Genomic DNA, 25,920 nt, shown 5'->3' on the forward strand with positions numbered 1-25,920 from the left:
CACGCCAAGGCGTTCCTGTGCGAACACGCCAGAGCACAGCTTCTAAAAACAGGCGATTGTCTTTGCCTGTAACGCCACAGTCACTTGATTTTCCAGAGAGAACAGGTTCAATCTGTTCCCAAATATGGTCACTAATGACAAAACGATCCGTATTCATTCTAAAAATCCCAAAAGGACTCTTGAATCATAAATTGGAACGTTTGGGAATCCCTTAATTGTCAACAGGCCCTAGAAGGCTTTCGAATGCAATCATACCATGGCCTGGATAGACAGGATGATAGCCCGTAATATGATTTCCGTAAGAAAGAGGGATGCGTCTTGACAAAACTCACCTGTATTAAAAAGGTGCACAAGGAGAATTGCCGTTCCCTTAAAGTGCGCAAAAATGCGTCGGTATTTTTCTATTATTCAGTTATTTTTTGCGGGTTTCAAGCTTGAAAATGGTTTTCGCATCTATGCATTGAAATGTAAGCGCTAAATATTCATTTATGGAAAAAACAAGAAACAGAAATTTGGAAAAATAGCCTGTTAGAATCAGATTTGTGGCTTTGGACAGTGACGTGAAAAAGGGGGGGGGAAGACAATCTTTTCGCATTTATAGGAAATACCCGATTCATCCTTGAATCTTGGTTTAGAGGGGTACAGTTGCCGAATTATCGCAATAATGGGTATACTCGAAATTATCTTTCAGGACTTTCATTCTGTCCTTCAGACATAAAGTTTGGAGGCTCAATCGGTAAACAACAGGCCATGTGCGCCAAGAACGGCCCCGGCAATGGTAATGACACTTACGGTCAGAAGTACCCAATGCATGATTTGTATGATGCGAAAGGTGCGGTCCGGGTTTTTCTGGGCTTGAGTGTGAAACAGCTTATGTAAAACAAGGGGTTCCAGCACAAAAAGGATCAAGGTAAAGACCGCCCATACCCCGGTCATGGCATGTAGCCACCAATATCCGGGGGTCGAAAAAAGCGACCAGCCATCCATTTTATAAAGCATGTAAAAACCGCTGAGCCCGGTCAGAAGAGTTGTCAGGCGGGCTTGCAGGGCAAAGCGGCGTTCCACGGTTTCAAAGAACATAATTCGTTCGTCCGGCTGTTTCATTTTACGCACAGCCGGTAACAAAACAGTCGTGACCATCGCCACACCACCGATCCAGAAAACAACAGACAGAACATGCAGTCCGCGTGCGAGTGTCAAGGTATCAAAGTCCATCGTTCAACAGTTCCTGAGTATGGGGATAGGGTAGGGATGATCTCGCTTAACAAATCACTTTTGAGAATTATTCGCAATATTTTTATGAGCTTTTCTTAATTTAAACGGAAGCCATTTTTGAATTCAGGTTTCTATCCAATAAAAGCAGATAATGCCTCTTAAGGTGCGTTTAAGGTAAGAAAGCCATTTTCTTTTTGGAACGAAATTTCCCTACAGGAAAAGAAAATGAGGATTTACCCAATGTTTACGAAAACGAAGATCGCTTCAGCCCTTTTAGCAGCTGGTTTGTTTTTTGGTGTCACAAATTTAAGTTTTGCAGCCGATCATCATTCACATGGTGAACAGACAATGGTTGAGGCCAAGCTGAACGCAGGGCAAAAATGGAAAGGTGATAAACACTTACGCAAAAGTATGGGGGCAATTCGGACTTCTATCAATACCCGACTGGGAGAGATCCATGAGAACCGCCTACCTTCAGATGAATATAAGAAGCTGGCAAATGAAATTCAGACACAAATCGATTACATGGTTGAAAATTGTAATCTTCCTGAAGCAGAGGATGAGCAACTTCACATCATTTTGAACCCGATTTTCGAGGGTGTCAGCGAAATGGAAACTGGAAAAAATGAACGGGCAGGTGCAGTAAAGGTCGTTAAAGTCTACAATGCTTACGGCAAGTACTTTGAAGATTCCAATTGGGCGCCCTTGGGCAAATAAAACCATGCACGCTCTCAGGATGTTAAATTCACAACAGCTTGAGAGCGTTTCGACAGGATGCAGGGAAAATGTATGCGCATACTTCTTATTGAAGACGATATTTTGTTGGGGCAAGGGATCGTAACCGGACTATCACAAGGTGGTTTTGCTCTCGATTGGGTGCAAGACGGGGAAGATGCTGAAACCGTGATAAGAGGAACAACGTATGACGCTGTCGTACTTGATCTTGGTTTGCCTAAGGTGGATGGCCTTACTTTATTGCGGCATATGAGAAAGTCAGACAATAGCATGCCTGTCTTAATTTTAACTGCACGTGATGCGATAGAAGACCGTGTTGCAGGACTGGATGCAGGGGCGGATGATTATTTAATTAAGCCATTTGATCTTGCAGAATTGCAAGCGAGATTACGGGCGTTAGTACGCAGAGCTAACGGGATATCGGATTCAACCCTGTACCATAACCGGGTGGCTTTGATGATATCCAGCCGAACAGTGACACTAGACGATAAGCCGGTCACTCTTTCTGACCGGGAGTTTGTCACTTTGCAGGAATTAATGTTGAATACAGGGCGTGTTCTTTCCAAAAATCAATTGGAAGAAAAACTCTACGGTTGGGGGGAAGAAATCGAAAGCAATACCATTGAGGTTTATATCCATCACATAAGACGAAAGCTGTATCCAGAACTGATTAAAACGATACGCGGTGTTGGCTACATGATCCCAAAGGAAGACCCATGAGACGATCCTTGCGCCAAAGATTATTTTTTATTCTTGCCGGAAGTGTCGTATGTGCATGGTTAGCGACAGCACTCTTTTCATATTTTGACACAAAAAAACAAATAGATCAGATGCTGGACGCCAGCTTAGTTCAGGCGGCGGAATTAATACTTGTTTTGATGGCTGAATTGGAAACCGGTGAGGTGAGGGCCAAAACCGTATTTGAGCTTCCAACGAACCATGCGCAAATGATTGCATATCGTGTATGGACGGCTGACAAACATTTGCTTGTTGCCTCACCAAACATGCCGCGTATTACAACGGATTCTTGGCAAAAAGGTTTTTCTAATAAAGTCATCGAAAATGAAAACTGGCGCTTTTACGGTATAGAAAATCATCATGGTGTCCATGTCGAGGTTGGCCAACGATACGATTTTCGATCGACCTTCGCAAAAAATGTCGCGACCCATTTATTTCACCCCGTATGGTTTGCCATCCCTTTGTTGGCGATCTTGATTTGGCTATCTGTATCTTGGGGGGTGGCACCTTTAAAAGTCGTTACGAAAAATGTGATGAAGCGGTCGGCGGATGATCTGGCACCGTTAAATACAAGGAATGTTCCTTCAGAGATTATGCCGTTGATTGAAGCCCTGAACGGTCTTTTTTCCAAAATAGGAAAGCTACTTGAGAAAGAACGCCGATTTACGGCTGATGCGTCCCATGAACTGCGCACCCCCCTTGCAGCTATTCGAACTCATACGCAAGTCGCACAACAAGCGCGCAATGAAAAAGAGAGGATGGATGCGCTTGATCGTATCAAGGAAGGTACAGATCGCGCTGTGCGGCTTATTGAACAGTTATTGGTTTTAGCCAGACTTGATCATCAAAACATCTTTGGAGCTCAGGAAAAAGTCAATCTGAGTGATGTCGTTATTCAAGCTGTCCTGAGTGAAAATACACATTCAATGGAGAAGAATATCGACTTGGGTTTTTCAAAGAGAACAGATGAAGAAGCGATTGTCGTAGGCAATGCTGATCTTTTAATGATTTTAGTCCGAAATATTCTCAATAATGCAATTTGTTATACACCAGAGGGTGGGACAGTAGATGTAAGTATCGAAAAATCTGACGAATGTATCAATTTACGCATATTGGACACGGGGCCGGGTATCCCTGAAGAGCGTCGAAAACGTGTGTTTGACAGATTTTATCGTATTGAAGGCAGCGGTGAAAATGGTTGTGGCTTAGGTTTATCAATTGTTTTAAGAATTGCAGAAATGCATGGCGCATCGGTCCATTTAACAGATAACCCAACGGGGCAGGGTCTTTGTCTTGTCGTCGCTTTTTCTTCTTAGATTGGCCCGCTTTTGGTCGTCTCTATCCACGTCGTTTTTGATGTTTGTCGAGCCAGGCTTCCAGCATGAGAACGGTCCATAAAGGATAGGTCCACGCGCGTTTGCCGCTGCGATGATCTTGCCAACGGGCCATGACGACTTTGGCGTTATAATAGGGCGAGTTTTTGATGCGATCCGCGCTGAGAAGATCGTCTGCCCAGTCCTTGAGGGGCTCACGCAGCCAATCGATCAAGGGGGGTTCAAACCCTTGTTTGGGACGATCAACAATGTCTTGCGGGACATACCGATAAAGAACATCGCGTAAAATCCCTTTTTTATGATCATCCACGGTGTAGGCATCGGGCAGGGACCAGATAAATTCGATTAAATTATGATCCAGAAGTGGGGCACGAATTTCCAGTCCGCAAGACATGCTGGCCCGATCCGTTTTAACCAAAAGGTTGCTGGGCAGATAGGCTTGGGTATCACGATGCATCAAGGCCCGTTCAAGAGAGATGTCATCGTTTAAGGCAAGATCATCATCATAAATATTCGGGCTGAGGCGTTCGGGGGGATAAAGCCCCTCATCCACGCGCCAGCGGCTCATGTGATTGGCGTAATATTGTGCGGCGTTGTCGTGATGTAAGCGGTTGAATTTCTTGCGCACGTTGCGGGCAAGCCGGGAGGGGCTGGCGGATAAACCCATCAATATTTTTTTGTTTAACGCTTTGCGCCATGCGGGCAGATTGTGGACTTTGCGCCAATGGGCACTGGCGTCCCAGTATCGACCATAACCACCAAATAATTCATCCCCGCCATCGCCTGCCATACTGACGGTGACATGTTGGCGGGCAAGGCGACAGAGCAGGGTTGTCGGTACCTGTGAAGGATCGGCAAAGGGTTCGTCATAGACATCCTGTAAATCCGGGATCACGTCGAGACAATCGCGCTCACTCATTTTAAACGTGGTGTGCTCGGTATTTAAATGGTGGGCAACGGCTTCGGCATGCGGGCTTTCATCAAAACGGGGATTGTCAAATCCGATGGCGAAACTGCGCACCCGATCCGGGGCAACGGCCTTCATCAAGGCGACAACGGTGGAACTATCGATCCCGCCGGATAAAAAAGCGCCAAGGGGAACATCGGCGACAATGCGTTGTTTGATACCAGAAAGCAGGCGGTCGTTTAATTCGTTTGCGGCCTCGTCGCGACTGCCCTGAAACGGGGTGCTTCGTGCGTGAACAAACATATCGCGCGGCGACCAGAAGGATTTATTTATCACCTGCCCAGAAGACTCGATACGCACGCAATGACCCGGTTCCAGTTTGCTTATGTTTTTAAAAATGGATAACGGATCGGGGACGTAGGCAAAACGCAGATAGGTGGCAACCGCACCGTCATTGATTGTGGCACTAAAATCAGGATGGGGGTAAAGGGCTTTGACTTCTGAGGTAAAGAAGAAGGTTCCGCTTTCCTGCCCGAAATAAAGCGGTTTTTCGCCCATACGATCGCGCGCAAGGGTAAGCGATTTTTCCTGTTTGTCCCAAAGGGCAATGGCAAACATACCGCTGAGTTTGCCCAAAGCGGCTTCAATTCCCAGACGACTGACAAGGGCGAGAATAACTTCGCTATCGCAATGTCCGCGCCATGTGATTTTTTCAACTTGGTTCAGGTCTTGGCGCAGGTCTTGGAAATTATAAATCTCACCATTAAACACCATGATGTAACGTCCGCAGGCGGATGTCATGGGCTGATGCCCAGCTTGGGACAAATCTTGAATGGAAAGCCGGCGAAATCCTAATGCAATCCCATGTTCCGAATCGCACCATAGACCATGATCGTCGGGTCCACGGGATGTGATTTGGGTGGTCATTTCTGTGAGGATACGGTGTTGATCCTCTTGGTTAAATTTGTTGTTATTGGGTGAAAAGAAACCGACCAAACCACACATGAGTAAGCTTAACCCCTTGTTTTTTGAAGTGATAAGACAGTGATATACGCTTTTATCTGAAGATGCTACCAAGGATATGACATTCGCTTGGGCGCGTGTGCTGCAAATGTATTATTTTTAGTTTGTCGTGAGCGCCACCTCCCGTATAGTGCAACAGGTTGTTGCGTAGGAGGGGCACTGTGCGCGTTCGTTTTAAGTTAAGTCTGACACTTGTAAGTCTAGCGGTGATTTGTTCGCTCTCTATCGCCACGTTATTCAGCATTTGGGTTTTAGGGACCCGGACGGCAAAAGAAGTGGCGGGGAACTTGTTCACGGCCGTTTCAAATAATGTTGAGAATCAGATTGTCAATTTGCTGGATCAATCGGTTGCGAATGCCTCGTTATTGGCCAGTCAAAAATCCGATGAGGCCGTTTTCGGTGATGGATTGAACGCTCGTATCCTGCCCTTGTACTTTAGTGTTTTAGAACAACGCAAAACCATTTATTCGGTTTATTTCGGGCAGTTGGATGGATCCTTTTTACAAGTGATTGCGACACGAGGGCGTGAAGCCGTGATTGCAAGTCACAAAGCCCCGGAAAATACGGTCTGGATCGTACGCACGATTTATTCAAAAGAGGGAGAGCGTTTGCAAAACTGGTCATTTCTGGATGCGCAGAAAAACGTGATTTCCCAACGCGAAGAAGTCAATCCGAATTATGATCCGCGCGAACGCCCCTGGTTTATCAATGCGATTGAAAATAGTGACCCGCATTTATCGGATGTTTATGTCTATAATTCGTTTAAAACGCCGGGGATTACAGCCTCAAGGCGCATGGTAAACGAACATGGCGTTGTCGGTGTCGATCTGACCCTAACGGAACTCAGCGAGTTCGTATCCAACCAATATGTTTCTGAAAATGGAACAACGTGGATTTACGACAATAAAAATCGCATTGTCGCTTTTCCCAAGGGATTTGAAAGTATCCATCATTTAGGGGACTTGACACGTATTGATGATCCGGCTGTCGATGTCATCCTTGAAAAAACAAAAGCACAAGCAGAGGATTATTTTAAAAGCGTCGAAAAGCTCAGCAAGTATGGGGCGCAGTTTAATATTGCGGTTGCAGCCCCGCTGGACGATTTTCGGCAAAGTTTTATTACGATGGAACGCCGCGTTCTGAATGCCAGCATTTTGTGTATTATCCTGTTTATTCCGATCATATATGTTTTCAGCGCCCGTTTAACCCGGCGTGTTTCGCAGTTGGCTGAAGATGCAAAACAGATTGAACATCTTGAATTTAGAACAAAATCCAGAAAACCATCGCATATTATTGAGTTTTACGAGCTGGAAAATACATTTGATGAAATGCGCTGCTCCCTTGCGCTTAAGACGCAGGATTTAGCGACCAGTCAGGAGAAACTGAATAGACTGGTCGAGTTGGGTATTGCTATGTCGGCAGAACGCGATACGGAAAAAGTAATGGAAATGGTGCTGCTTGGTGCCAAGGAACTTGCCAATGCCGATGGCGGGACATTGTATAAAATTGAAGATCAGGCGTTGAGCTTTAAGATCTTGCGCAATGATACCCTTAACGTTGTGATGGGTGGCACCAGCGGTGTAAAACCATCGTTTAATCCTGTCGCCTTGTTTAATGAGGCGGGAGAGGAAAATCATAAGAATGTCGTAAGCCATACGGTTCACGCATCAGTGTCTGTGAATATCGTTGATGCATATAATAACGAGGATTTTGATTTTTCAGGGACCAAGACCTTTGATGATATGAACGGTTATCGTTCTCAATCTTTCCTGACGGTTCCTTTGAAACCACGCGGCGGAGATGTCATCGGTGCGCTGCAAATTCTCAATGCGCAGAATGAAAAGGGCGAGATCATTGCGTTCAGTGCAGAAATCCAACGCTTTGTCGAAGCCTTGGCCGCGCAAGCCGCAACCATTCTTTATAATCGTGAATTATTGGAAGCTCAGGAAAATCTAATGGATTCGATGATCCAGTTGATTGCCGGTGCGATTGATGCGAAAAGCCCCTATACGGGCGGACATTGTGAACGCGTCCCTGAATTGGCAACCATGCTGGCTCGCAAGGCCTGTGAGAGTAATGACGGCGTTCTTGCCAATTTTCAGTTTAAAACAGAAGAGGAATGGCGCGAATTTTCCATCGGGGCATGGCTGCATGATTGTGGCAAGGTGATTACGCCGGAATATGTGGTGGATAAAGCAACCAAGCTGGAAACGATTTACAACCGAATTCACGAAATCAGAACACGTTTTGAAATTTTATTGCGCGATGCGGAGCTGGCCTATTACCAAGGGATTCTGGATGGTGGTGAACCGGATGAATTAAAAGCCACACTGGAAAAACGCAAAGCCAAGTTGATTGACGACTACGCCTTTGTTGCAGAATGCAACGTGGGTGGTGAATTTATGGCGGACGAAAAACTGGCACGATTAAAATCAATTGCGGAAGAAACCTGGGTGCGTAATTTTGATATCAAATTGGGCCTGTCCCATCAGGAAGAACCCTTATATGCAGAACTGCCGGAGGCACCGGCAAAAGAGAAATTGCTGGAAGATAAACCCTATCATTTGATTGAGCGCGAACGCGATATCAGACAACAGTACGAGGCTTTGGAATTTAAAACTCCGATCCCGCAATATTTATATAACCGGGGTGAGATCTATAACCTGAGCATTGCGCGCGGAACCTTGACGGAAGAAGAACGCTTCAAAATTACCGAACATGTGATGCAAACGATTGCGATGTTGGAAAACCTACCTTTCCCGGCCCATATGAAACGCATTCCTGAATATGCAGGAACCCACCATGAAACCATGATCGGAACAGGCTATCCACGTGGTTTAAGTGCAGAAGATCTGTCGATTCCTGCACGTATCATGGCGTTGGCTGATATTTTTGAGGCTTTGACAGCATCGGATCGACCCTATAAAAAAGCGAAAACCCTGTCAGAAGCCGTGAAAATCCTCAGCTTCTTTAAGAAAGACGAGCATATCGATGGGGAAGTCTTTGACCTTTTCCTGAGATCGGGTGTCTATAAGGAATATGCGGAACGTTTCTTGCTGCCTGAGCAAATCGATGAAGTGGATATTTCGCAATATCTTTCCTGATGCCCTGTTTTCCTGAGTTTTTAGCCAATACGCCCTTGTAACATTATTTCATTTTTAAGTTGTAATTTTTACAAAAATGTTGCAATGCCAAAAAACTTCCCTTACTAATTTAGTCCATAAAAAAGACGCATAAAAAAATATCGCAAGAGGATATAACGTCTAGGAGAGCGAAATGGACCCCCAAATGGTATGGGACATGATGGATGAGTGCGATGATCAGGCGGAGACGCCTGGGGCTATGAGTGCTACGTCTGAGATTGAGGATAAAGTGCAATCGAAGCCCGAGCTTTCACGCAAGATATCTTCCGGTTTTATGGGCTTTCCAGTGCTTGGCTTTCATCGTTGAAGGCTGCAATTTGAAGTGTATGTTATGACCGTCTCACCTTGGATTGATCGGTTTTCCTCCTGTGTGCCGTCAGACGGTGTCGTTTTGGATTTGGCCTGCGGTAAAGGCCGTCACGGGCGTTTTTTTCTGAATCACGGGCATAAAGTGCTGTTTGTTGACCAGAATGTTGACGGGTTGAGCGACTTAAGCGTTGTTGAAACGGCTGAAATTTTACAATGTGATCTGGAAGATGGACGTGACTGGCCCTTTCAGGAAGAGCAATTCAGTGCAATTGTCGTTACAAACTATCTTTATCGCCCCCATTTGCCTTTTCTGGCCCCCAGCTTGAAACAAGGTGGCGTGCTGTTGTACGAAACGTTTGCTCTGGGCAATGAAAAATTCGGTCGCCCGCGCAATCCGGATTTTCTTCTGCGCCCTGATGAATTGCTTGAGGTCGCCCAAAAAGGCGGACTGAACATCGTTGCCTTTGAACAAGGTCAGGATGGGGACAAAGTTATTCAACGCCTGTGTGCTGTCAAAAGTCGCGATACGGCGAATTTCCTTTTATAAAGGCCGGATTGATTAACGCAAAAACGGGTTGCTGCGTTTTTCATCACCGATGGTAGACAAGGGGCCGTGACCGGGGATAAAGACCACATCATCGCCTAGCGGGAACAGCTTGGTTTTAATGGCATGGATCAGGTCTTCGTGATTGCCTTTGGGGAAATCAGTACGGCCAATGGATCCTTGAAACAAGACATCGCCCACAATGGCAACCCGGCTTTTCTTTTCAAAAAAGACAACATGGCCCGGTGTATGCCCAGGACAGTGTAAAACGTCGAGGGTGACATGACCGAAAGTAACGGTGTCACCATCGTTTAACCAACGTGTCGGGGTGAAGCTTTCGGTCGGGGGAAAGCCAAATTGAACGGTTTGTTCCGGTAAACCTTCGATCCAGAAAAGATCATCCTTATGCGGGCCTTCGATCGGCAGATTTTCTTTGGCTGAAATTTCTGCAACGCCGCCGACATGATCAAGGTGCCCGTGTGTACAAAGGATTTTTTCAAGGGTGATGCCTTCTTCTTTGACTTCATGCATTAACTTGTCAATATCCCCGCCGGGATCAACAAGGCAGCCTTTCATCGTATCCTCGCACCAGATTAAGGAACAATTTTGCGCAAAGGCGGTGACGGGGATAATCTTGGCTTTCATGGCGTTTACTTTTTGTCTGGAAAATATTGAGAAACGTTGCACAGTATGGGTGTCAGGTTGACGAAAGTCAACGCACTACGATTATAAAAAAGGTAATAACCAACTAGAATACTCAGTTTTATGAAGGAAGTCATGGCCCGCGTTTTTTTGGATATCGGTGAACCCGTTCAGCCCTACAATGGTCCGGTTCTGTTTTCATCCGGTCACCGCGTTTTTTTCCTGTTTACAGCCCTCAGCGGCGTTGCCTTTTTGCTCGCTTGGGTGTTGGGCTATATGGGAATGATTGACCTGAGCCTGACATGGCATGGGCACGAGATGGTCTTTGGCTTTGCCAGTGCGGCCATTGGTGGTTTCTTGATGGCAGCTGTCCCCAAATGGACATCCAGCAAGAATTTTGTCGGACGACCTGTTGTCATTATGGCGATCTTCTGGCTATTGGGTCGTGTCGGTATTCTTGCCGCAGAAATGAACGAAGCTTTGGTCTATCTGGCGTGGCTGGATTTACTGTATCTGCCGATGCTGTCTTATGAAATTGCCAGCCGTATTGTCGGTGCGCAGAACAAGCGTAACTTTATTGTCCCGCTTGTTCTTGTATTGTGGTGTCTGGCGAATGTGGCGTGGCATTTTTGGGATACGGCAAATGCGGCGCGTGCGGGCGTTTATATGATTATCGCGATTGCATCGTTGATCAGTGCGCGCGTCATTCCCGCCTTTACACAAAACGCGCTGCGCATGAAATTGCAAACCAATATTACGTGTACCACCCCGCAATGGACGCATCTTGCAACGGTTGTTTTAGTGCTGTTACTGGCGTTATCCACGCTGTTTGAGGCCCCGGATGTGATCAAGGGCGTGATTGCAAGTGTGACGGCAATCGTTCTGATTTATCGCATGGCGCGCTGGCATTCCCTTAAAACGCTGGATAACCCGATTGTATGGGTTCTACACGCCGCTTATGTCTGGTTACCGATTGGATTTGCCCTGACGGGTGTGGCTCATTTGACCGATTATCTTAATGCCAACCAAGCCTTGCACGCTTTGACAACAGGCGGGATCGGTATGTTGATTTTGGCGGTTGCTTCGCGCGCGGCATTGGGCCATTCCGGTCGTCCGTTAAAAGCCTCCGGTTTGACGGTTGCGGCATATCTGATTGTGACGGCGGCAACCTTTGTTCGGGTCATTGAATTGAATTCAAACTGGGTGATTGCGTCCGGCTTGTTGTGGGTGATCGGTTATGGTCTGTTCGCCGCTGTTTACGCCCCGATTCTGATCCGTCCGCGCATTGATGGTCTACCGGGATAAAACTGTTTAAGTATTTCTTGCGATTGCAACTTTGATGGGTTGTGGGCATAGTTCTTCGAAATTCGTTTCAGGAGAAAACAATGTCACACAGCCCAACTGCAATGGTGTTTCGGGTGTTTATCCCCTTCGCCTTCGGTTATTTTCTGTCCTACCTGTATCGAGTGGTCAATGCGGTGATTGCACCGGATTTGATTGCGGATCTGGGTTTGGGCGCGGATATTTTAGGGCTGTTGACGGCGTCTTATTTTCTAACTTTTGCCGCGTTTCAGATTCCATTAGGGGTGTTACTGGACAAATATGGCCCCCGTCAGGTCGAAGCGGCCCTTTTGATCTTTGCGGCCCTCGGGGCCGTGGTGTTTGCGATGGCTGAAGACAGTAGCAGTCTTATTGCAGGTCGGGCTTTGATCGGTTTTGGTGTTTCAGCTTGTTTGATGGCCTCTTTCAAGGCGTTTACCGTTTTTTACGATGCGGGCAAGCTGCCTTTGGTCAATGGTTTTATCATGGCAGCCGGTGGCATGGGGGCATTGGCTGGCACCGCCCCGACCGAACTGGTGGTTCAGGAAATTGGCTGGCGAGGTGGGTTTTGGGGCTTGGCGGCCTTGACGCTGATTTGTGCGTTATTTGTTTATCTGCTGGTTCCCCCGACCAAGCGCCCGGAACATAAAACGACAATTTCCGAACAGATGAACGGTGTGAAAGAGGTTTTCACCAGTCGGTTTTTCTGGCGGATCGCCCCCATCACCATGATGTCACAGGCCAGTTTTATTTCCGTTCAAAGCCTGTGGGCGGGACCGTGGCACCATGATATTGGTGGCTTAAACCGTGGGGATGTCGCAGGCAGTTTGTTTTGGGTCGCTGCGGCAATGGTTGCCGGTTTTCTGGGGCTCGGGGCACTGAGTGAACGATTGGGACGGCTGGGCATCAAAACGATTTATGTTGCAGGAACAGGGATGTTCTTTTTTATCCTCTGTCAAATCGGGATCATTATGGAATGGGCGGTCGATTGGCACTGGATCTGGATTTGTTTCGGCTTTTTCGGCACCTCCGGTATTCTGCAATATGCGGTTTTGTCGCAACATTTCCCTACGCATTTGGCTGGGCGGGTCAATACGGCGATTAACCTGATGGTTTTCATTACCATTTTTATTTTGCAGTCTCTCAGCGGGCAGGTCATCAATCTGTGGGAAATCACGGCAAGTGGTGGTTATGACCCGGTGGCCTATCAGGCAGCTTTCGGGATGTTTTTGTCTTTGCAGGTTGTGTCTTACGTTTGGTTTATTCTGCCGCGTAAGGGGACTTGATAGGTAGCGTAATTTCGAAAAACTGTCCGCTGGATCGTTGGCGCGATTTGGGGTGCCTGAGGCAGTGGAAATGGAAAAGAGTCACAATCCCCCTTCCAAAAATGACTCTTTTCTGCCATAAACCGCGCAAGTTTTTCCGTGTTGCAACATCGTTTGAAAAGAGAGTGCCATGATCCCGCGTCATGTGGGTCAAGTGGTCATTTTGTGTGATAATACAATGCAGTAAATGATGCTGTGTTTTGTTGCGGCAAACACCAAGCACGCAACATGGTGCATTTTCATGCACTTTATTGAGCGGGAATACGCTTTCAAGCCTCTTTATTTTTTTTCTTGTTTCGTTTTTTCCAGCCAGTCAATTTCTTAATGAAACCGCGACGACTCCCGTCTTCGTTCTTGTCTAAACGATTCATTCGTTCATTAAAGCGGGAACCGGTAATGATGATGCTGTATCGTTTGCCCAGTTCAAATGCAATCAGGTTATCATTCTCAAGCCATTTGCCGTCTTCGATGCTTGGTTCTTGCATGATTATTTTTACACGATGCCATAAATCCATATCTTCGTGTTGAGCAGCCGTTTGGTCTTTGAGATTTGGGTTACTTAATTTTCTTTTGGGGCGTTTTGATTTCTCGTAAACTTTCAACAAATCCCATACTTTTACGAAGTGCCAGAAGGCATCTTCGTTTCCGAATGACGATGGCATTCCATCAAACTCGGATACAACAAATGGCTTAACCTTCAATGCTAATGGTCGAACTGCCGGGTGAAGAATGTCTTTCATTTCATAAACAACCAACAACAGGTCGGATGTATCTATCTTTGAGACATGATCCAAAAAGCAGGAACGGTTGCGGGGGTCAGTTTCTATAATCTTAACTATGCGTTCTTGCGGTGCGTTTAATTGTAGAAGAAATCTGTCAACTTCCTGCTTGCGTTTTCTAACGCCGTGAAGCCCGTTGAAGTAAACCAGAACCGTTTCAGTTGGGCTATAAGAGCAAGCCTCACCATATGCACTGGGTGATAAGATTACGGAGCAATCTTCGATAAGGGCGGTCTGTAAAGAAGCAGGGTTCCGATCAACGCGAACACTGTATTGGCCCGGAGTAACATCACTAAACTGAGCAATTTGCAATGCCTTTGCTACAGTTGTGCCGGAAACAATAACGAGGTCTTCTTCAACTCGCCCCGGCACAATGCCGATAGTAATTTTGATTTTTTGATCGTCCATCAGAGCACCAATTCCGTAATTCCCAAAAAGTTATACACCCCTGTCAATTTTATGAAACTGCGAAATCCACCCCTGTAATGGTGGGGATTATGTTGATTGTTACCTGAAAGTCGCAAAAACGTTGGTGTGGAGGTGGATGTGATTAAGTAGCGATTCACCAGAAGAATATGTTTCCTGTTCTCATCGCAATTAACTTTAGAGGTGCAGAAATGAGCACAGCAAAGAAAATCAATCTATTAACTGAGGGGCAGGTTGCAGACATGTTTGGTGTTGATCAATCAACCTTGCGACGGTGGAGATATGATGGGTGCGGCCCACACTTCATTCGTTTGGGGTCGAATATTCGTTATCGCCACGAAGACATCGAAGATCATTTGATGTCTCATCGTCATCAATCAACATACGAATATTATCAAGGAGTGGAATTATGACCACAGAACGCACGGCCACAGGCCAAACAGAAGAATACAGCATCGCGGCACTATTTGAGAGTGATGTGCATGCTGCCCGTCCTCATTGGACAAAAGAAACCATCATCGATTTTATGGATACCTTCCACGATACGATCCTTGATGAAATTATGGCTAATCTCAATGATTGGCTGCACGAGTATCAGGAGGAGTTTTGCTGATTTTTGACCATCGCGTGCGTTGGTAGGCATCTTCAAGTGCCTCCAACACATCCGTGTCACCATTGTTCAGGGCATCAATGACGATTTGCAGTGCGGTCTCAACTTTCGCCAGCGATTCACATTTGATGCTCTGGTGACCCCGGATGCGGACGGGCTGACTGGAATACCGAAGCGTGATGTAGAAAAGACCATCGTCAGCCCACCACCAGACACGCACCGGCCGTTTTTCTTCAATATATTGACCATCACGGAAACGTTTTTGTGGCTTGTTTAATGCGGTGCCATCTTGTGCTGCCTGAGCAGCTTTAATTTGCTGCTGCAATGCGGCTCGGAAAAGTTCAACAGGGTTGGAACGTGGTTTGGTGAAGGTTGGTTTACTTCGATCAGAGAAGGTCAAATCAATCATGTAAGCATCCTGTGAAATTACATCAGATGCTACAGACCTACTGGCGAAAGTCAAACGGGGTGCATAGTTGTAACCAACTGTCATGCACCGATGTATTGAGAATGATGTGAGTAGTCATATGCATGTTGGACGTTCATAAAATCACTGCGACCAGAAATCTCTTGGTGGGTTAAGTAGCGTAATCTTAAGAATCGTAAAGCAGGTAATAATCTCGTTGGTTGACGGCGGAACAGATGTGTCCCCACGTATCGGCTAATAAGACTTGAAGTCGGTCATCGTGACTTGCGTCACGCATAGCCAGAAGATGGCAGTAGACGCTCACCATGGCATCCAGCGGCATACTCATACCCCGTGACATAGAGACACTGGCCCAGCTTCTTTTCCGACCGCACCAGCGACTAAACTCAGCCAGAGTGTCGATCAGGTTCTGGTTCTTTAACACAGTAAATATTTCTTCAACGGTGACCATGGTGATGTCCTCAAAAAACGCGGGAGCTACACCTGTATTTATCGCATCGGATTCACGATCACCGTTTCATCATAAATAGCCACACAGGTAGCAATGACGCTGCCGCAACTCAGGAGAAGGATCATAGTATTGCCACGGTATCCTCCATCATTTTCACCAATCCCATTAACCCAAAACATTCTGAAAGGAGGAACATGGAAACACATCGAATGAGAAACGCTATGCGTGACTGGTTTGGTAGCCTCGACTGGGGTGAAGGTATTGCAGTCACCCTGACCTTCCCGCCAAAGATTGCAGCGGTGCGAGAAGCCGTAGAGGGCCACTTGAAGCACTTCTGGAATGTAGCCGATGGTGAGAAGTTTGGAAACCTGTCAAAGAGACAGACACGCCCGTATCGTATCCAGCGTGTCTGTTGCATCGAAGCCGGTGCAAATCAGGATAACTATCATTGTCACGCAATGGTGAAGGTCTCAACTCATCCATATGCTAACCCCGACTATACGACGGTTACAGGTATGCTGGGGTTGTTAGAGAAGACATGGTTTCAGAAGATGACGTTTAACGTGATGCAACCGACCTCAGCATATGAGTTTTCTCCCATCACAACATCATCAACCACAGCAGCAGCGTGGCATGCCTACATGACCAAGAAGGTCACAGATTGGAACACTGATGCTTTGTGCCTAAAAACGTCATGGCTGAGCGATGGTCAGTCGGAGGAGGCATCAGCGTAGTTTGATTTTACAATTCGGATGTGCCGGGCGGAAGTAAGTATCTTTGCCAACCGGTCATCCGATATATCTGTATTTTTTTCCCAGTGTATCAAGTGACCACGCTAAAGGATAATAATACCTACAATAACGCAGACAGAGACGACACAGGCTTCTTCACAACTTCACCAGTATCAACATCAACGGTCAATACAACACCATCATCTAAGTCAACGGTAACATCATTCAACAGAATAGAAATAGCACCGTGGTGCAGACGGCACCAACCGTTATCAACAATATCAAAGATCGCATCATCAAGATTGGATGCAGAAGTAATGACGGTGCCGGAAATGGTCACCTTCGTCGGGTTCTTAAATGTAACTGAAATATGTTCCAGCTTATGGCGAGCAACTTCCACGGTGGGCCTGAATAACTCACAGGGCTGATAATCGACAGGCAACTTCGCCGTCACCTTCACTGGCACGATATACAGTAATTTTTGTTCCATTGGACAGTCTCTCCCCTCTGTGGGTATGTCACTGTATTTATTGGTTGCAGGGTGACAGAAATGCCGGATAATCGTGTTCATTGTTATCTGAAAAAGGTTTATTGGGGTGAACCACAAAATCAACGAATTGATAGCCACTGCTGCAAACAAATCCGTGAGAAAGGATATTTCATGGAAGGTAAAATGGGTTGCACATCTTTTGTTGAAGATATTGCGGTTGATGAACTCAGCGGCAATCAAACGTGGAGCCAGATTGAATGGCCTGTTATTTCATCTGTGTCAGGCTCGCATCAGAGTCGCGATTGAAGGGACAGGTCAGCAAGGGCATGATGAAGATTTCGATGTCATAGTCAAGTCAGCCGCCCACCGTTTAATGGATATTGCTTTTTTTGATGACAGAATAAGGTCTTTATGGGTAATGGGCCTAGATGGCGACTATAAAGACTATGTGGATGGTATTGTTAGCAGCTATGAACAGCATAAGGATGCTGTAGACACTCTTATCAATAAGGTAAACGACGAAGGTCAATTAAATGATTTGATCCTGCTGTCTTTAAGGGTGAAACATTATATTTATTCGCGGACGCTAGAAAAAGAACTAGCAGTGGGTTTTATGGGTGAAGCTCGGAAAATCGATCCTGATGCTGTAGAGATTGATGCTGCGGGTATTGAGCAGGAGACGAAAAAACACAAGATTCAACTTAAGAAGAAAGATTCTGAGTTGGGTGACAGATATGCGATAAAAATATCGTTGAATGCTGAACAAATGACATATGTTCTGGCAATCTTTTCTTCTTTGATGCTCGCATGTGGTTACGTTTACACATACTATTTCTACAGCCACTTTGGATTTAATGTTTCTGACTTGTTTACCGTGTCGGATTATTTAGCGGTCAGTATTGAAAAAGTTCATACGTCATTTGTCAGTGCCGTCATCAGTATCGTAATTGGCTTCTGGTGGATTAGTGGGCAATCACGTTCTTCTAAGGAGCAGCTTGAACGCGAAAGACATAAGATGCGTTTTATCCCCTACTTGATCGGTATTAGCATTCTGGGGCTTAATGTTCAGGCTGTAATCATAGGTGAACCACTGTGGTCTACTGCTGTGTTCTGTGATGTCCTTCTATTATCCGGTTTTTTTGGTCCTGATATTGCTAAGAAGTATTTCAAGAAACCGTTGATCGCTCTCTTTATGATTTTGTTCATTGCAAACTGGGGGAGCCAACTATATTCCACCATTACGAAGGACATTTATGCTGTCGAAAATGGATTGGAAGGGCATGTTCGAAGATGTGGAGGCTTCACTTTCGTAAAAGATGTGGATATTGCATATGACGCCTGCGAACTTGCAATGATTGGAGCAAACTCCTCTTATGCATTCTTCGTCGCCATGGATTATGAGAAGTCGATAGCATTACCAAAACAGGCTGTTTCAAGGTTCGAAAATACGCTGCCAGAACCGGGCGAAAATTGGTTTGTGGGATTGGTAAAGCCGTTCATGGTGATATGGGATACTGCTACCAGTGAAACCAATCAAGGAACAGATAAAGTCTCCGGGGAGCTTTCGGATGACTGAGTCGACTAATTTGGATTGGCACCAGTCTGATGGCCTGAATAAATCAGAGCAGCACCTTGCCAAACTGTGTTCCGAAACATTTTTGCGGCTGTGGCATTACCCAAACTTATACACAGATAAGGGTGTTACAAAGCATGATCATCAGGGTAAAGAACTTTGTGATCTGCTGGTTGTCTTCGACAATCATATCTTAATCTTCTCTGATAAAAACTGTGACATCAATGATACCGAAGATGCAGCAAAAGATTGGTGCCGATGGTATCGCAAAGCGATAAAGAAATCGGCGGATCAGGTTTTCGGTGCGGAACGTTGGATTAAGAAATATCCTGATCGTATCTTTATGGACAAGCAGTGTCAGGTGCCATTTCCCCTGAATATTCCGCCAATAGAAGAATGTGTCATCCATCGTATCGTCGTGGCATCAGGGGCGAAAAATCGAGCAGAAAAATATTTCGGTGGCGGCAGTAGTGGCAGCTTAATGCAGTTGTCATGGCTGAATGGTGATGAACATCTAAATCCTGCTACAGAAAATTGGTATCCCTTCGCCGTCGGGCAAGTGGCTCCTGAGAAGGGATTTGTTCATGTGTTTGACGAAGCCAATATCGACATTCTGTTATCGGAGTTGGATACGATTACAGATTTTGTTGAATATCTGGTGGCGAAAGAAGGATTGTTTAAATCTCTGCCAATGGTCAGTGCAGGCAGCGAAGAAGATTTACTCGGTTTTTATCTCCTGAATGGTGGCTCATTCGAAGAAGGGTATGATCGTAAAGGATTTGGGCATGTGCATATTCCAGAAGGCGAATGGTTAGCGTATTATAATAGTGATGTCCGACGGCATTGGCAGGCCAAAATATCAGCCAGTGCATACTTTGATAGTCTCCTTGATATAGTGTCTGAGCATATTGTGACCGGGACTTTATTACAGGAAAATGATCGGGGCATTGCTTATCACGAAAGAAATATAAGGTTACTGGCGGCAGAGCCAAGACATCACCGAGTGATGCTTACAGAAGCATTTTTGAAAAAGATCGAAACCACACCAGCCAACGTAAGAAGCGGGTTTATGTTTCCGTCAAGTAATCCGGCGGTTCTTTACGTTTATTTGTGTTTTCCTTTGGATAACTATACGAGAGAAATCTATCGGCAGGAAAGGCAAGCATGCTTGACGGCCTACTGCCATGTCGCAAAACACCTTAACAGTCATGCTGACTATATTGTGGGCATTGCAACTGAATCGAGCAGAGACAGTGGTCTTCGATCTGAGGACATAATCTCATTTGATATGCGAGCATGGACAGAAGAAGATGATGCAAATGCAAAAATCATAATGGATGAATATAAGATATTCACCCATCATGCGGCAAACTCTATATTTACTTCCTAAATGAAACGATTTTATCAGCAACCTTCTCGCTGATTTCACGACGGTAATCTTCAAGTAAATGCCAATAGTGTTCCTCGTTCACTTTGGTGCTATTACCGATAACCTGAGCCATCTCAGCCGGTGAGTGGCCGAGTGATGCTCCAATGCTGTTCCACGAGCGTCTCATGTCGTGCATCGTGCAATCGGAGATACCAGCTTCCTTACGGATGGTTTTCCATGCACTGTCGATGTCTTCGATGTGCCCACTTTCAGATTTTGGTGACGGGAACAACCATCCTGTTCTGGTCCGGGGCATTCCATCCAGTAGCTCACGCAGTGGTGCAGTGATAAACAACTCTATATCAGGTTCAAGGTGATCGGTTTTGTGGTCGGTGACGCGGATCATGTTTTCTTGATCGCAGACATTCATCCATCGTAGGCGATAGATTTCGGTTTTTCTGAGCGGTGTCAGAATGAACATTTCAATGGCGTTCAATGACACATTGCAGATGGTGCCACGGTATCGATTGTTTTCGATGGCCTGCCATAGGTTAGAAAACTCGGATGGTTTCAGGATACGTTTGCGACGGCGGCGGGTCTTCTTCCGAACAATGATAAATGGGTTTTCACCTTCAACCATTTCACGCTTTTTTCCCCAATTCCAGATGGTGCGTGCCCAATCAATCATTTTGTTGGTGTAGCTGATCGACAACTTGGTTATTGATTTATCATATACACGTTGGACAAGGCCGGTGGTCATATCGCAGATATACTGGTCACCAAACCGAGGTTTAATGTGAATGCGGGTGAAGGTGTCGATCTCACCAATCGAGTTTTTCTTGGCGTTCTGTGAGGCCCAGATTACATACGCATCCACAACATCCGCGAAAGTGATGGCTTGGTGCATCTTCAATTTACGCTGATGCTGAGGATCATTACCCAGCATGATTTGACCGATCAATCGTTTGGCCGTATCACGAGCCGTCGTAACACTCATTGCCGGGAACACACCGATACGAAACTCTCGCTGCTTACGATTGATACCACGATATCTCAGGATAAAGGTTCGTTTGCCGGATTTTGGGAAGTAACGGCATCCGAATTGATTTACTTCGGTATCCCATGTGTAACTAGATTCGAGGCGGGGAATGATTGCGTTTGTCAGTTTCAATTTGTTCTTGCGTGGGGCCATGTCGTGTATCCATCTGTTTTATAATATTTTTATCGACATAGCCCTATCAGACATTGACCAAACCGGAAAAATCATTAAAAACCAGCCCAGTAAATCGTATCTGCATAGTAAATACGCCGATTTTCCATAGTGATTCACTATGAATGTGTATGACGCTTCTAAACTGAGTATTCAGTAGCAAGCAATACGCACCCAACACGGCAAACTCATTCACACGCTGATGCACGCATTTACACACCTTGAGGATGGCGATTTTTAGCGATGAATCGCCGAAAGCCGCCGAAAACCGCCATGTCTAAAGGAGACTAATCATATGATCCCGCGCTATTCCCGCAAGGAAATGACAGATATCTGGGAACCCGCCAACAAGTTCCGTATCTGGTTTGAAATTGAAGCCCACGCCGCCACAAAGATGGAAGAATTGGGGGTGATCCCCGCCGGTACATCCAAAGTGATTTGGGAAAAAGGCCAGAAAGAATATACGCCGGAACGGATTGCGCGTATCGACGAGATCGAGATGGAAGTCAAACATGACGTCATCGCATTTTTGACCGAACTGTCTGAAAATGTTGGTTCTGAAGCGCGCTTTGTGCATCAGGGCATGACTTCTTCCGATGTTTTGGATACCTGCCTTGGTGTTCAAATGATGCAGGCGGCAGATTTGTTGTTGAAAGATCTGGACCGTTTGCTGGCGGCGCTGAAAACACGCGCTGAAGAAACAAAATATATGGTCTGCATCGGTCGTTCACACGGTATCCATGCCGAGCCTGTGACAATGGGTCTGAAATTTGCCCGTTTCTATGCGGAAATGAGCCGCAACCGCGAACGTTTGGTACGTGCGCGTGAAGAAATTGCAACTTGTGCCATTTCCGGTGCGGTTGGTACATTTGCCAACGTTGACCCGCGTGTTGAAGAATATGTGGCAGAACAAATGGGCCTGACACCAGAACCGATTTCAACGCAGGTTATTCCACGTGATCGTCATGCCAATTATTTCTGCGTGCTGGGGATGATTGCTTCTTCGATGGAAAATATCGCCATTGAAATCCGTCACATGCAGCGCACCGAAGTTCGCGAAGCACAGGAATATTTTGCACCGGGTCAAAAAGGTTCCAGTGCGATGCCACACAAACGTAACCCGATCCTGACAGAAAACCTGACAGGTCTGGCGCGTGCGGTTCGTATGGCGGTCACACCGGCCTTGGAAAACGTGGCGCTTTGGCATGAACGCGATATTTCGCATTCCTCTGTTGAACGGATGATCGGCCCGGATGCAACCGTGACACTTGATTTTGCGTTGGGCCGCTTGGCAGGCACCATTGAAAAATTGGTTGTTTATCCGCAAAATATGCTGGATCACATGAACAATTTCGGCGGCATCCATGATGCGCAGCGTGTTCTGTTGTTCCTGACACAAAACGGTGTGTCACGCGAAGACAGCTACCGCATTGTACAACGTAACGCCATGCGCGTCTGGAAATCCTATGGCATTGATCCCGATAACCCGGATGGTCAGGTCGAACTGGATGCGACGGAAAAAGAAGCGCAAGAATATGACAACCGCTTGTTCTTCTTCCTGTCCAAAGACGAAGGCTTGACGGAACATTTGACGGTTGAACAGCTCAAAACCCTGTTGGATGAAGATTCCATTTCTTATCACACCAAACGTGTGGATGTGATCTTCAATCGCGTATTCGGGTAATGTGATAAATTGAAATCTTCGTCTTGGCGAAGGTTCGATTTCTCTATAAACAAGGGCTGGTCTCTCATAAGGATTGAGAGAACGGCCCTTTTTTACTTTTAAGGCAAAGCCATGACCAAACCTGTATTGAAACCTGCCAATCCCAATTTTTCTTCCGGTCCCTGTTCCAAACGTCCCGGCTTTACGCTGGATGCGTTGAAAGGGGCGGCGCTGGGTCGATCGCATCGGGCCAAAATCGGTAAAGATAAGTTGGCGGAAGTTATTGACCGGACCAAGGCTGTGTTAAACATTCCGTCTGATTATCGTGTCGGGATTGTGCCAGCATCTGATACGGGGGCGGTGGAAATGGCGCTCTGGTCCATGTTGGGTGCGCGTGGTGTCGATATGCTGCAATGGGAAAGCTTCGGTAAGGGCTGGGTTGGGGATGTCAAAACCCAACTGGGTCTTGAAGATGTGCGCGTTTTTGGTGCCGATTATGGGCAACTGCCTGATCTGGATGCTGTTGATTTCGCGCGCGATGTTGTCTTTACATGGAATGGCACGACGTCAGGTGTACGTGTTCCTAATGGGGACTGGATTGCGGATGAGCGTGCTGGCTTGACTTTCTGCGATGCAACTTCAGCCGTTTTTGCAATGGATATTCCGTGGGATAAAATCGATGTTTTGACCTATTCCTGGCAGAAAGTCATGGGCGGCGAGGGGGCACACGGTATGTTGGTGCTGTCACCGCGTGCGGTGGAACGTTTGGAAAGCTATAAACCGGCGTGGCCTTTGCCAAAAATCTTTCGTATGACAAAAGATGGAAAATTGATGGAAGGCATCTTTACAGGGGCAACGATCAATACACCGTCCATGTTATGTGTGGAAGATGCGCTGGATGGTTTGCGTTGGGCCGAAGAAATTGGCGGTCTGGATGCCTTGATCCAACGTTCCCAAGCCAATCTGAAAGTATTGGAAGACTGGGTGGACGGTAATGAGAACGTGGCCTTTTTATCTGTTGATCCGGCAACACGTTCCAATACATCGGTCTGTTTATCCATTACGGCAGACTGGTTTGCAGCTTTGTCCGATGAAGATAAGATAAAGGCTGCGAAGAAACTGGTGGCTTTGTTGGATGAAGAAGGGGCGGCCTACGATATCGGATCTTACAAGGATGCCCCGGCGGGCCTGCGCATCTGGTGTGGGGCAACGGTGGAAGCGGATGATCTGCGGCTTTTGACCCCTTGGCTGGATTGGGGGCTGGCGGAAGTCGCTGCACACTATTCCTAAAATAAAAAAGAACCCATCGTCTGATTTATTGTACGATGGGTTTTTTCTTTGGCCTCTCAAGGGGGGATCGTGGCGGAATTCTGGGCAGCTTTTGCGGCAGCGTTTGATTTGATCTATGGGGCAGATGACAATCTGGTCGGGATTGTCCTGTTGTCATTACGTGTCAGTCTGACGGCTGTGTTGATTGCTGCCCTGATCGGTTTACCATTGGGGGCGCTGGTTGGCTTTCTCTCTTTCCCAGGGAAAAAGGCCTGTGTTGTGGTTCTGAACGCCCTGATGGGATTGCCCCCTGTCGTTGTCGGCTTGCTGGTCTATCTGGCGTTATCACGCGCAGGACCACTGGGGGTGTTCGGCCTGCTGTTTACGCCAATGGCAATGATCATTGCCCAAGTCATTTTAATCACTCCGATTATTGCGGCATTAACCCGTCAGGTCGTAGAGGATTTGTGGGGGGAGTATCGCGAACAATTAACCTCCCTGCAATGTAGCACAGGGCAAGTGGTTTTGACCTTGTTATGGGATGGACGGTTTAGCCTGTTGACGGCTGTCTTTGCCGGGTTTGGTCGGGCCAGTGCAGAAGTCGGGGCGGTGATGATCGTCGGGGGTAATATCGACCATGTGACGCGGGTAATGACGACAGCGATTGCACTGGAAGTCAGTAAAGGTGATTTGGCTTTGGCGCTGGGACTTGGGATTGTCTTATTGACCTTGTCGTTGGGGGTGAATGCCATTGCATATATGTTGGGTGAATTTGCCCGAAAAAGGATGGGCGCATGACCAAAAGAAACGTGCCTTTACAGGTCAAAAACCTGTGTTTTGATGCCCGTGGCATTCGATTGATCAAAGACGTTTCGTTTGATTTGACCGCTGGTTCGCGTTTGATGGTCTTGGGGGCAAACGGCGCGGGTAAAAGCCTGTTGATGCGTTTGTGTCATGGCCTGTTGGTTCCCCATTCCGGGACAGTGCAATGGGGGGAAGGGCAAGAGGGAAAAATGATCCGACAAGCCATGGTTTTTCAGCGCCCCGTTATGTTACGCAGAACGGCCCTTGCCAATATTGCTTATGGCCTGAAATGCAAAGGGGTTGCGCGGCCGTTACGCCGGGATATTGCGTTTGATTTTCTAAGCCGTGTGGGCTTGGCGCGTTTGGCAAATCATCCTGCGCGGCTTTTGTCGTTTGGGGAACAGCAACGCCTTGCACTGGCGCGGGCCTGGGCGATGGAACCGGACGTCTTGTTCATGGATGAACCAACCGCCAGTCTGGATCCAAGCGGGACCCATGCGATTGAAGAAATTACACGCTTGATCGCACAGGAAGGCACGACCCTTATGATGAGCACGCATGATCTGGGACAGGCCAAACGTCTAGGCAATGACGTGTTGTTTTTGCATCGTGGGCGTGTTTTGGAACAAGCGAGCGCGCAAGACTTTTTCCAACAGCCAAAAAATGATCTGGCGCAGGCTTTTGTGCGTGGTGAATTGTTGTGGTGGAAGAAAAAGAAAGATTTATATCCCGGTGGCGGGATAGAGCAAATCCCGAGCGACCGAATTTAGAGCACTTCCCGCTTATTCAGGTCCATAGCCCGCAGCTTTGAAATAGTTTCTGATTTCGTCAGGTTTGAGGCTGTCAATTGCATCCCTGACGGCATCCCACAGGTGTTCAACTT

At 46.7% G+C, this 25,920-nt stretch carries 25 protein-coding genes; 16 read left to right on the forward strand and 9 right to left on the reverse strand.

The window, feature by feature from the left end:
* Both IEW74_RS15480 and IEW74_RS15485 read right to left on the reverse strand, forming a co-directional pair.
* On the reverse strand, positions 1–157 hold a 157-nt coding region (locus tag IEW74_RS15480), incomplete at its 3' end, for a transposase (RefSeq protein WP_188666816.1).
* A 572-nt stretch (positions 158–729) separates the two neighbouring features.
* Entirely contained in the window at positions 730–1,215 is a 486-nt protein-coding gene (locus tag IEW74_RS15485) for a hypothetical protein (RefSeq protein WP_188666818.1), read from the reverse strand.
* Positions 1,216–1,455: 240 nt separating this feature from the next.
* Between IEW74_RS15485 and IEW74_RS15490 the strand changes: the two genes are divergently transcribed.
* The 3 genes from IEW74_RS15490 (at position 1,456) to IEW74_RS15500 (ending at position 4,004) form a co-directional block, all read left to right on the forward strand.
* Positions 1,456–1,932 carry a hypothetical protein gene (locus tag IEW74_RS15490; RefSeq protein WP_188666820.1) on the forward strand — a complete coding sequence of 159 codons (477 nt, stop codon included), beginning with the start codon at positions 1,456–1,458 and terminating at the stop codon, positions 1,930–1,932.
* A gap of 72 nt (positions 1,933–2,004) precedes the next feature.
* A complete protein-coding gene (locus IEW74_RS15495; RefSeq protein ID WP_188666822.1) occupies positions 2,005–2,670 on the forward strand; it encodes a response regulator in 666 nt (221 codons plus the stop codon).
* On the forward strand, positions 2,667–4,004 hold the full coding sequence (locus IEW74_RS15500) for an ATP-binding protein (protein ID WP_188666824.1): 1,338 nt from the start codon (positions 2,667–2,669) through the stop codon (positions 4,002–4,004). Before IEW74_RS15495 ends, IEW74_RS15500 begins: the two co-directional genes overlap by 4 nt.
* A gap of 22 nt (positions 4,005–4,026) precedes the next feature.
* Here IEW74_RS15500 and asnB read toward each other — a convergent pair whose 3' ends face one another.
* Entirely contained in the window at positions 4,027–5,934 is a 1,908-nt protein-coding gene (asnB, locus tag IEW74_RS15505; protein ID WP_188666826.1) for an asparagine synthase (glutamine-hydrolyzing), read from the reverse strand.
* A gap of 179 nt (positions 5,935–6,113) precedes the next feature.
* Between asnB and IEW74_RS15510 the strand changes: the two genes are divergently transcribed.
* The gene (locus IEW74_RS15510) at positions 6,114–9,056 is read left to right on the forward strand and encodes an HD domain-containing phosphohydrolase (protein WP_229734388.1); all 2,943 of its coding nucleotides are present in this window, start codon (positions 6,114–6,116) and stop codon (positions 9,054–9,056) included.
* Between the two features lie 370 nt (positions 9,057–9,426).
* Positions 9,427–9,951, forward strand: a complete 525-nt coding sequence (locus IEW74_RS15515; RefSeq protein ID WP_188666828.1) for a class I SAM-dependent methyltransferase — start codon at positions 9,427–9,429, stop codon at positions 9,949–9,951.
* 12 nt (positions 9,952–9,963) lie between these two features.
* Here IEW74_RS15515 and IEW74_RS15520 read toward each other — a convergent pair whose 3' ends face one another.
* Positions 9,964–10,593: an MBL fold metallo-hydrolase gene (locus IEW74_RS15520; RefSeq protein WP_188666830.1), complete on the reverse strand. Its 630-nt coding sequence runs from the start codon at positions 10,591–10,593 to the stop codon at positions 9,964–9,966.
* A 132-nt stretch (positions 10,594–10,725) separates the two neighbouring features.
* On the opposite strand from IEW74_RS15520, the gene IEW74_RS15525 reads away from it, so the two are divergent.
* Positions 10,726–11,895: an NnrS family protein gene (locus IEW74_RS15525; RefSeq protein ID WP_188666832.1), complete on the forward strand. Its 1,170-nt coding sequence runs from the start codon at positions 10,726–10,728 to the stop codon at positions 11,893–11,895.
* An 80-nt stretch (positions 11,896–11,975) separates the two neighbouring features.
* Positions 11,976–13,196 carry an MFS transporter gene (locus IEW74_RS15530; RefSeq protein ID WP_188666834.1) on the forward strand — a complete coding sequence of 407 codons (1,221 nt, stop codon included), beginning with the start codon at positions 11,976–11,978 and terminating at the stop codon, positions 13,194–13,196.
* 308 nt (positions 13,197–13,504) lie between these two features.
* Here the strand turns inward: IEW74_RS15530 and IEW74_RS15535 are convergent, their stop codons facing one another.
* Entirely contained in the window at positions 13,505–14,422 is a 918-nt protein-coding gene (locus tag IEW74_RS15535; RefSeq protein ID WP_188666835.1) for a hypothetical protein, read from the reverse strand.
* Positions 14,423–14,631: 209 nt separating this feature from the next.
* Here IEW74_RS15535 and IEW74_RS15540 point away from each other — a divergent pair, with 209 nt between their 5' ends.
* Positions 14,632–14,853 carry a helix-turn-helix transcriptional regulator gene (locus IEW74_RS15540; RefSeq protein WP_188666836.1) on the forward strand — a complete coding sequence of 74 codons (222 nt, stop codon included), beginning with the start codon at positions 14,632–14,634 and terminating at the stop codon, positions 14,851–14,853.
* Positions 14,850–15,053 (forward strand): hypothetical protein, encoded by a 204-nt coding sequence (locus tag IEW74_RS15545; RefSeq protein ID WP_188666837.1) that lies wholly within the window; start codon positions 14,850–14,852, stop codon positions 15,051–15,053. Before IEW74_RS15540 ends, IEW74_RS15545 begins: the two co-directional genes overlap by 4 nt.
* On the opposite strand, the gene IEW74_RS15550 is transcribed toward IEW74_RS15545, so the two are convergent.
* The gene (locus tag IEW74_RS15550) at positions 15,013–15,459 is read right to left on the reverse strand and encodes a hypothetical protein (RefSeq protein WP_188666838.1); all 447 of its coding nucleotides are present in this window, start codon (positions 15,457–15,459) and stop codon (positions 15,013–15,015) included. The two genes, IEW74_RS15545 and IEW74_RS15550, sit on opposite strands and share 41 nt — an antisense overlap.
* A gap of 184 nt (positions 15,460–15,643) precedes the next feature.
* Positions 15,644–15,928: a DUF6626 family protein gene (locus tag IEW74_RS15555; protein ID WP_188666839.1), complete on the reverse strand. Its 285-nt coding sequence runs from the start codon at positions 15,926–15,928 to the stop codon at positions 15,644–15,646.
* A gap of 221 nt (positions 15,929–16,149) precedes the next feature.
* On the opposite strand from IEW74_RS15555, the gene IEW74_RS15560 reads away from it, so the two are divergent.
* Positions 16,150–16,662, forward strand: a complete 513-nt coding sequence (locus tag IEW74_RS15560; protein ID WP_188666840.1) for a hypothetical protein — start codon at positions 16,150–16,152, stop codon at positions 16,660–16,662.
* A 118-nt stretch (positions 16,663–16,780) separates the two neighbouring features.
* Here IEW74_RS15560 and IEW74_RS15565 read toward each other — a convergent pair whose 3' ends face one another.
* Positions 16,781–17,149 (reverse strand): hypothetical protein, encoded by a 369-nt coding sequence (locus IEW74_RS15565; protein WP_188666842.1) that lies wholly within the window; start codon positions 17,147–17,149, stop codon positions 16,781–16,783.
* A 106-nt stretch (positions 17,150–17,255) separates the two neighbouring features.
* On the opposite strand from IEW74_RS15565, the gene IEW74_RS15570 reads away from it, so the two are divergent.
* Both IEW74_RS15570 and IEW74_RS15575 read left to right on the forward strand, forming a co-directional pair.
* On the forward strand, positions 17,256–18,725 hold the full coding sequence (locus tag IEW74_RS15570; RefSeq protein WP_188666844.1) for a hypothetical protein: 1,470 nt from the start codon (positions 17,256–17,258) through the stop codon (positions 18,723–18,725).
* Complete coding sequence (locus tag IEW74_RS15575) at positions 18,718–20,112, forward strand: hypothetical protein (RefSeq protein ID WP_188666847.1); 1,395 nt, start codon at positions 18,718–18,720, stop codon at positions 20,110–20,112. Before IEW74_RS15570 ends, IEW74_RS15575 begins: the two co-directional genes overlap by 8 nt.
* On the opposite strand, the gene IEW74_RS15580 is transcribed toward IEW74_RS15575, so the two are convergent.
* Entirely contained in the window at positions 20,102–21,283 is a 1,182-nt protein-coding gene (locus IEW74_RS15580) for a tyrosine-type recombinase/integrase (protein WP_188666848.1), read from the reverse strand. The genes IEW74_RS15575 and IEW74_RS15580 overlap by 11 nt on opposite strands.
* A 313-nt stretch (positions 21,284–21,596) precedes the next feature.
* Between IEW74_RS15580 and purB the strand changes: the two genes are divergently transcribed.
* The 4 genes from purB to IEW74_RS15600 all read left to right on the forward strand — a co-directional run bounded on the left by purB (position 21,597) and on the right by IEW74_RS15600 (position 25,807).
* Complete coding sequence (gene purB / locus IEW74_RS15585) at positions 21,597–22,985, forward strand: adenylosuccinate lyase (RefSeq protein WP_188666850.1); 1,389 nt, start codon at positions 21,597–21,599, stop codon at positions 22,983–22,985.
* 111 nt (positions 22,986–23,096) lie between these two features.
* A complete protein-coding gene (locus tag IEW74_RS15590) occupies positions 23,097–24,254 on the forward strand; it encodes a phosphoserine transaminase (protein ID WP_188666852.1) in 1,158 nt (385 codons plus the stop codon).
* Between the two features lie 69 nt (positions 24,255–24,323).
* Positions 24,324–25,031 carry an ABC transporter permease gene (locus IEW74_RS15595; protein ID WP_188666854.1) on the forward strand — a complete coding sequence of 236 codons (708 nt, stop codon included), beginning with the start codon at positions 24,324–24,326 and terminating at the stop codon, positions 25,029–25,031.
* On the forward strand, positions 25,028–25,807 hold the full coding sequence (locus tag IEW74_RS15600; protein WP_188666856.1) for an ATP-binding cassette domain-containing protein: 780 nt from the start codon (positions 25,028–25,030) through the stop codon (positions 25,805–25,807). The genes IEW74_RS15595 and IEW74_RS15600 overlap by 4 nt, the downstream gene beginning before the upstream one ends.
* Positions 25,808–25,920 lie beyond the last annotated feature (113 nt).

Origin of the sequence: Terasakiella brassicae, assembly GCF_014641495.1 — a bacterium.
In the GTDB taxonomy this organism is placed as follows: domain Bacteria; phylum Pseudomonadota; class Alphaproteobacteria; order Rhodospirillales; family Terasakiellaceae; genus Terasakiella; species Terasakiella brassicae.

What these genes read in the sequence shown, in the direction of transcription:
- IEW74_RS15485 (WP_188666818.1), bottom strand. Translation starts at nt 1,215, where the DNA reads ATGGACTTTGATACCTTGACACTCGCACGCGGACTGCATGTTCTGTCT.
- IEW74_RS15490 (WP_188666820.1), top strand. Translation starts at nt 1,456, where the DNA reads ATGTTTACGAAAACGAAGATCGCTTCAGCCCTTTTAGCAGCTGGTTTG.
- IEW74_RS15495 (WP_188666822.1), top strand. Translation starts at nt 2,005, where the DNA reads ATGCGCATACTTCTTATTGAAGACGATATTTTGTTGGGGCAAGGGATC.
- IEW74_RS15500 (WP_188666824.1), top strand. Translation starts at nt 2,667, where the DNA reads ATGAGACGATCCTTGCGCCAAAGATTATTTTTTATTCTTGCCGGAAGT.
- asnB (WP_188666826.1), bottom strand. Translation starts at nt 5,934, where the DNA reads ATGTGTGGTTTGGTCGGTTTCTTTTCACCCAATAACAACAAATTTAAC.
- IEW74_RS15515 (WP_188666828.1), top strand. Translation starts at nt 9,427, where the DNA reads ATGACCGTCTCACCTTGGATTGATCGGTTTTCCTCCTGTGTGCCGTCA.
- IEW74_RS15520 (WP_188666830.1), bottom strand. Translation starts at nt 10,593, where the DNA reads ATGAAAGCCAAGATTATCCCCGTCACCGCCTTTGCGCAAAATTGTTCC.
- IEW74_RS15525 (WP_188666832.1), top strand. Translation starts at nt 10,726, where the DNA reads ATGGCCCGCGTTTTTTTGGATATCGGTGAACCCGTTCAGCCCTACAAT.
- IEW74_RS15530 (WP_188666834.1), top strand. Translation starts at nt 11,976, where the DNA reads ATGTCACACAGCCCAACTGCAATGGTGTTTCGGGTGTTTATCCCCTTC.
- IEW74_RS15535 (WP_188666835.1), bottom strand. Translation starts at nt 14,422, where the DNA reads ATGGACGATCAAAAAATCAAAATTACTATCGGCATTGTGCCGGGGCGA.
- IEW74_RS15540 (WP_188666836.1), top strand. Translation starts at nt 14,632, where the DNA reads ATGAGCACAGCAAAGAAAATCAATCTATTAACTGAGGGGCAGGTTGCA.
- IEW74_RS15545 (WP_188666837.1), top strand. Translation starts at nt 14,850, where the DNA reads ATGACCACAGAACGCACGGCCACAGGCCAAACAGAAGAATACAGCATC.
- IEW74_RS15550 (WP_188666838.1), bottom strand. Translation starts at nt 15,459, where the DNA reads ATGATTGATTTGACCTTCTCTGATCGAAGTAAACCAACCTTCACCAAA.
- IEW74_RS15555 (WP_188666839.1), bottom strand. Translation starts at nt 15,928, where the DNA reads ATGGTCACCGTTGAAGAAATATTTACTGTGTTAAAGAACCAGAACCTG.
- IEW74_RS15560 (WP_188666840.1), top strand. Translation starts at nt 16,150, where the DNA reads ATGCGTGACTGGTTTGGTAGCCTCGACTGGGGTGAAGGTATTGCAGTC.
- IEW74_RS15565 (WP_188666842.1), bottom strand. Translation starts at nt 17,149, where the DNA reads ATGGAACAAAAATTACTGTATATCGTGCCAGTGAAGGTGACGGCGAAG.
- IEW74_RS15575 (WP_188666847.1), top strand. Translation starts at nt 18,718, where the DNA reads ATGACTGAGTCGACTAATTTGGATTGGCACCAGTCTGATGGCCTGAAT.
- IEW74_RS15580 (WP_188666848.1), bottom strand. Translation starts at nt 21,283, where the DNA reads ATGGCCCCACGCAAGAACAAATTGAAACTGACAAACGCAATCATTCCC.
- purB (WP_188666850.1), top strand. Translation starts at nt 21,597, where the DNA reads ATGATCCCGCGCTATTCCCGCAAGGAAATGACAGATATCTGGGAACCC.
- IEW74_RS15590 (WP_188666852.1), top strand. Translation starts at nt 23,097, where the DNA reads ATGACCAAACCTGTATTGAAACCTGCCAATCCCAATTTTTCTTCCGGT.
- IEW74_RS15600 (WP_188666856.1), top strand. Translation starts at nt 25,028, where the DNA reads ATGACCAAAAGAAACGTGCCTTTACAGGTCAAAAACCTGTGTTTTGAT.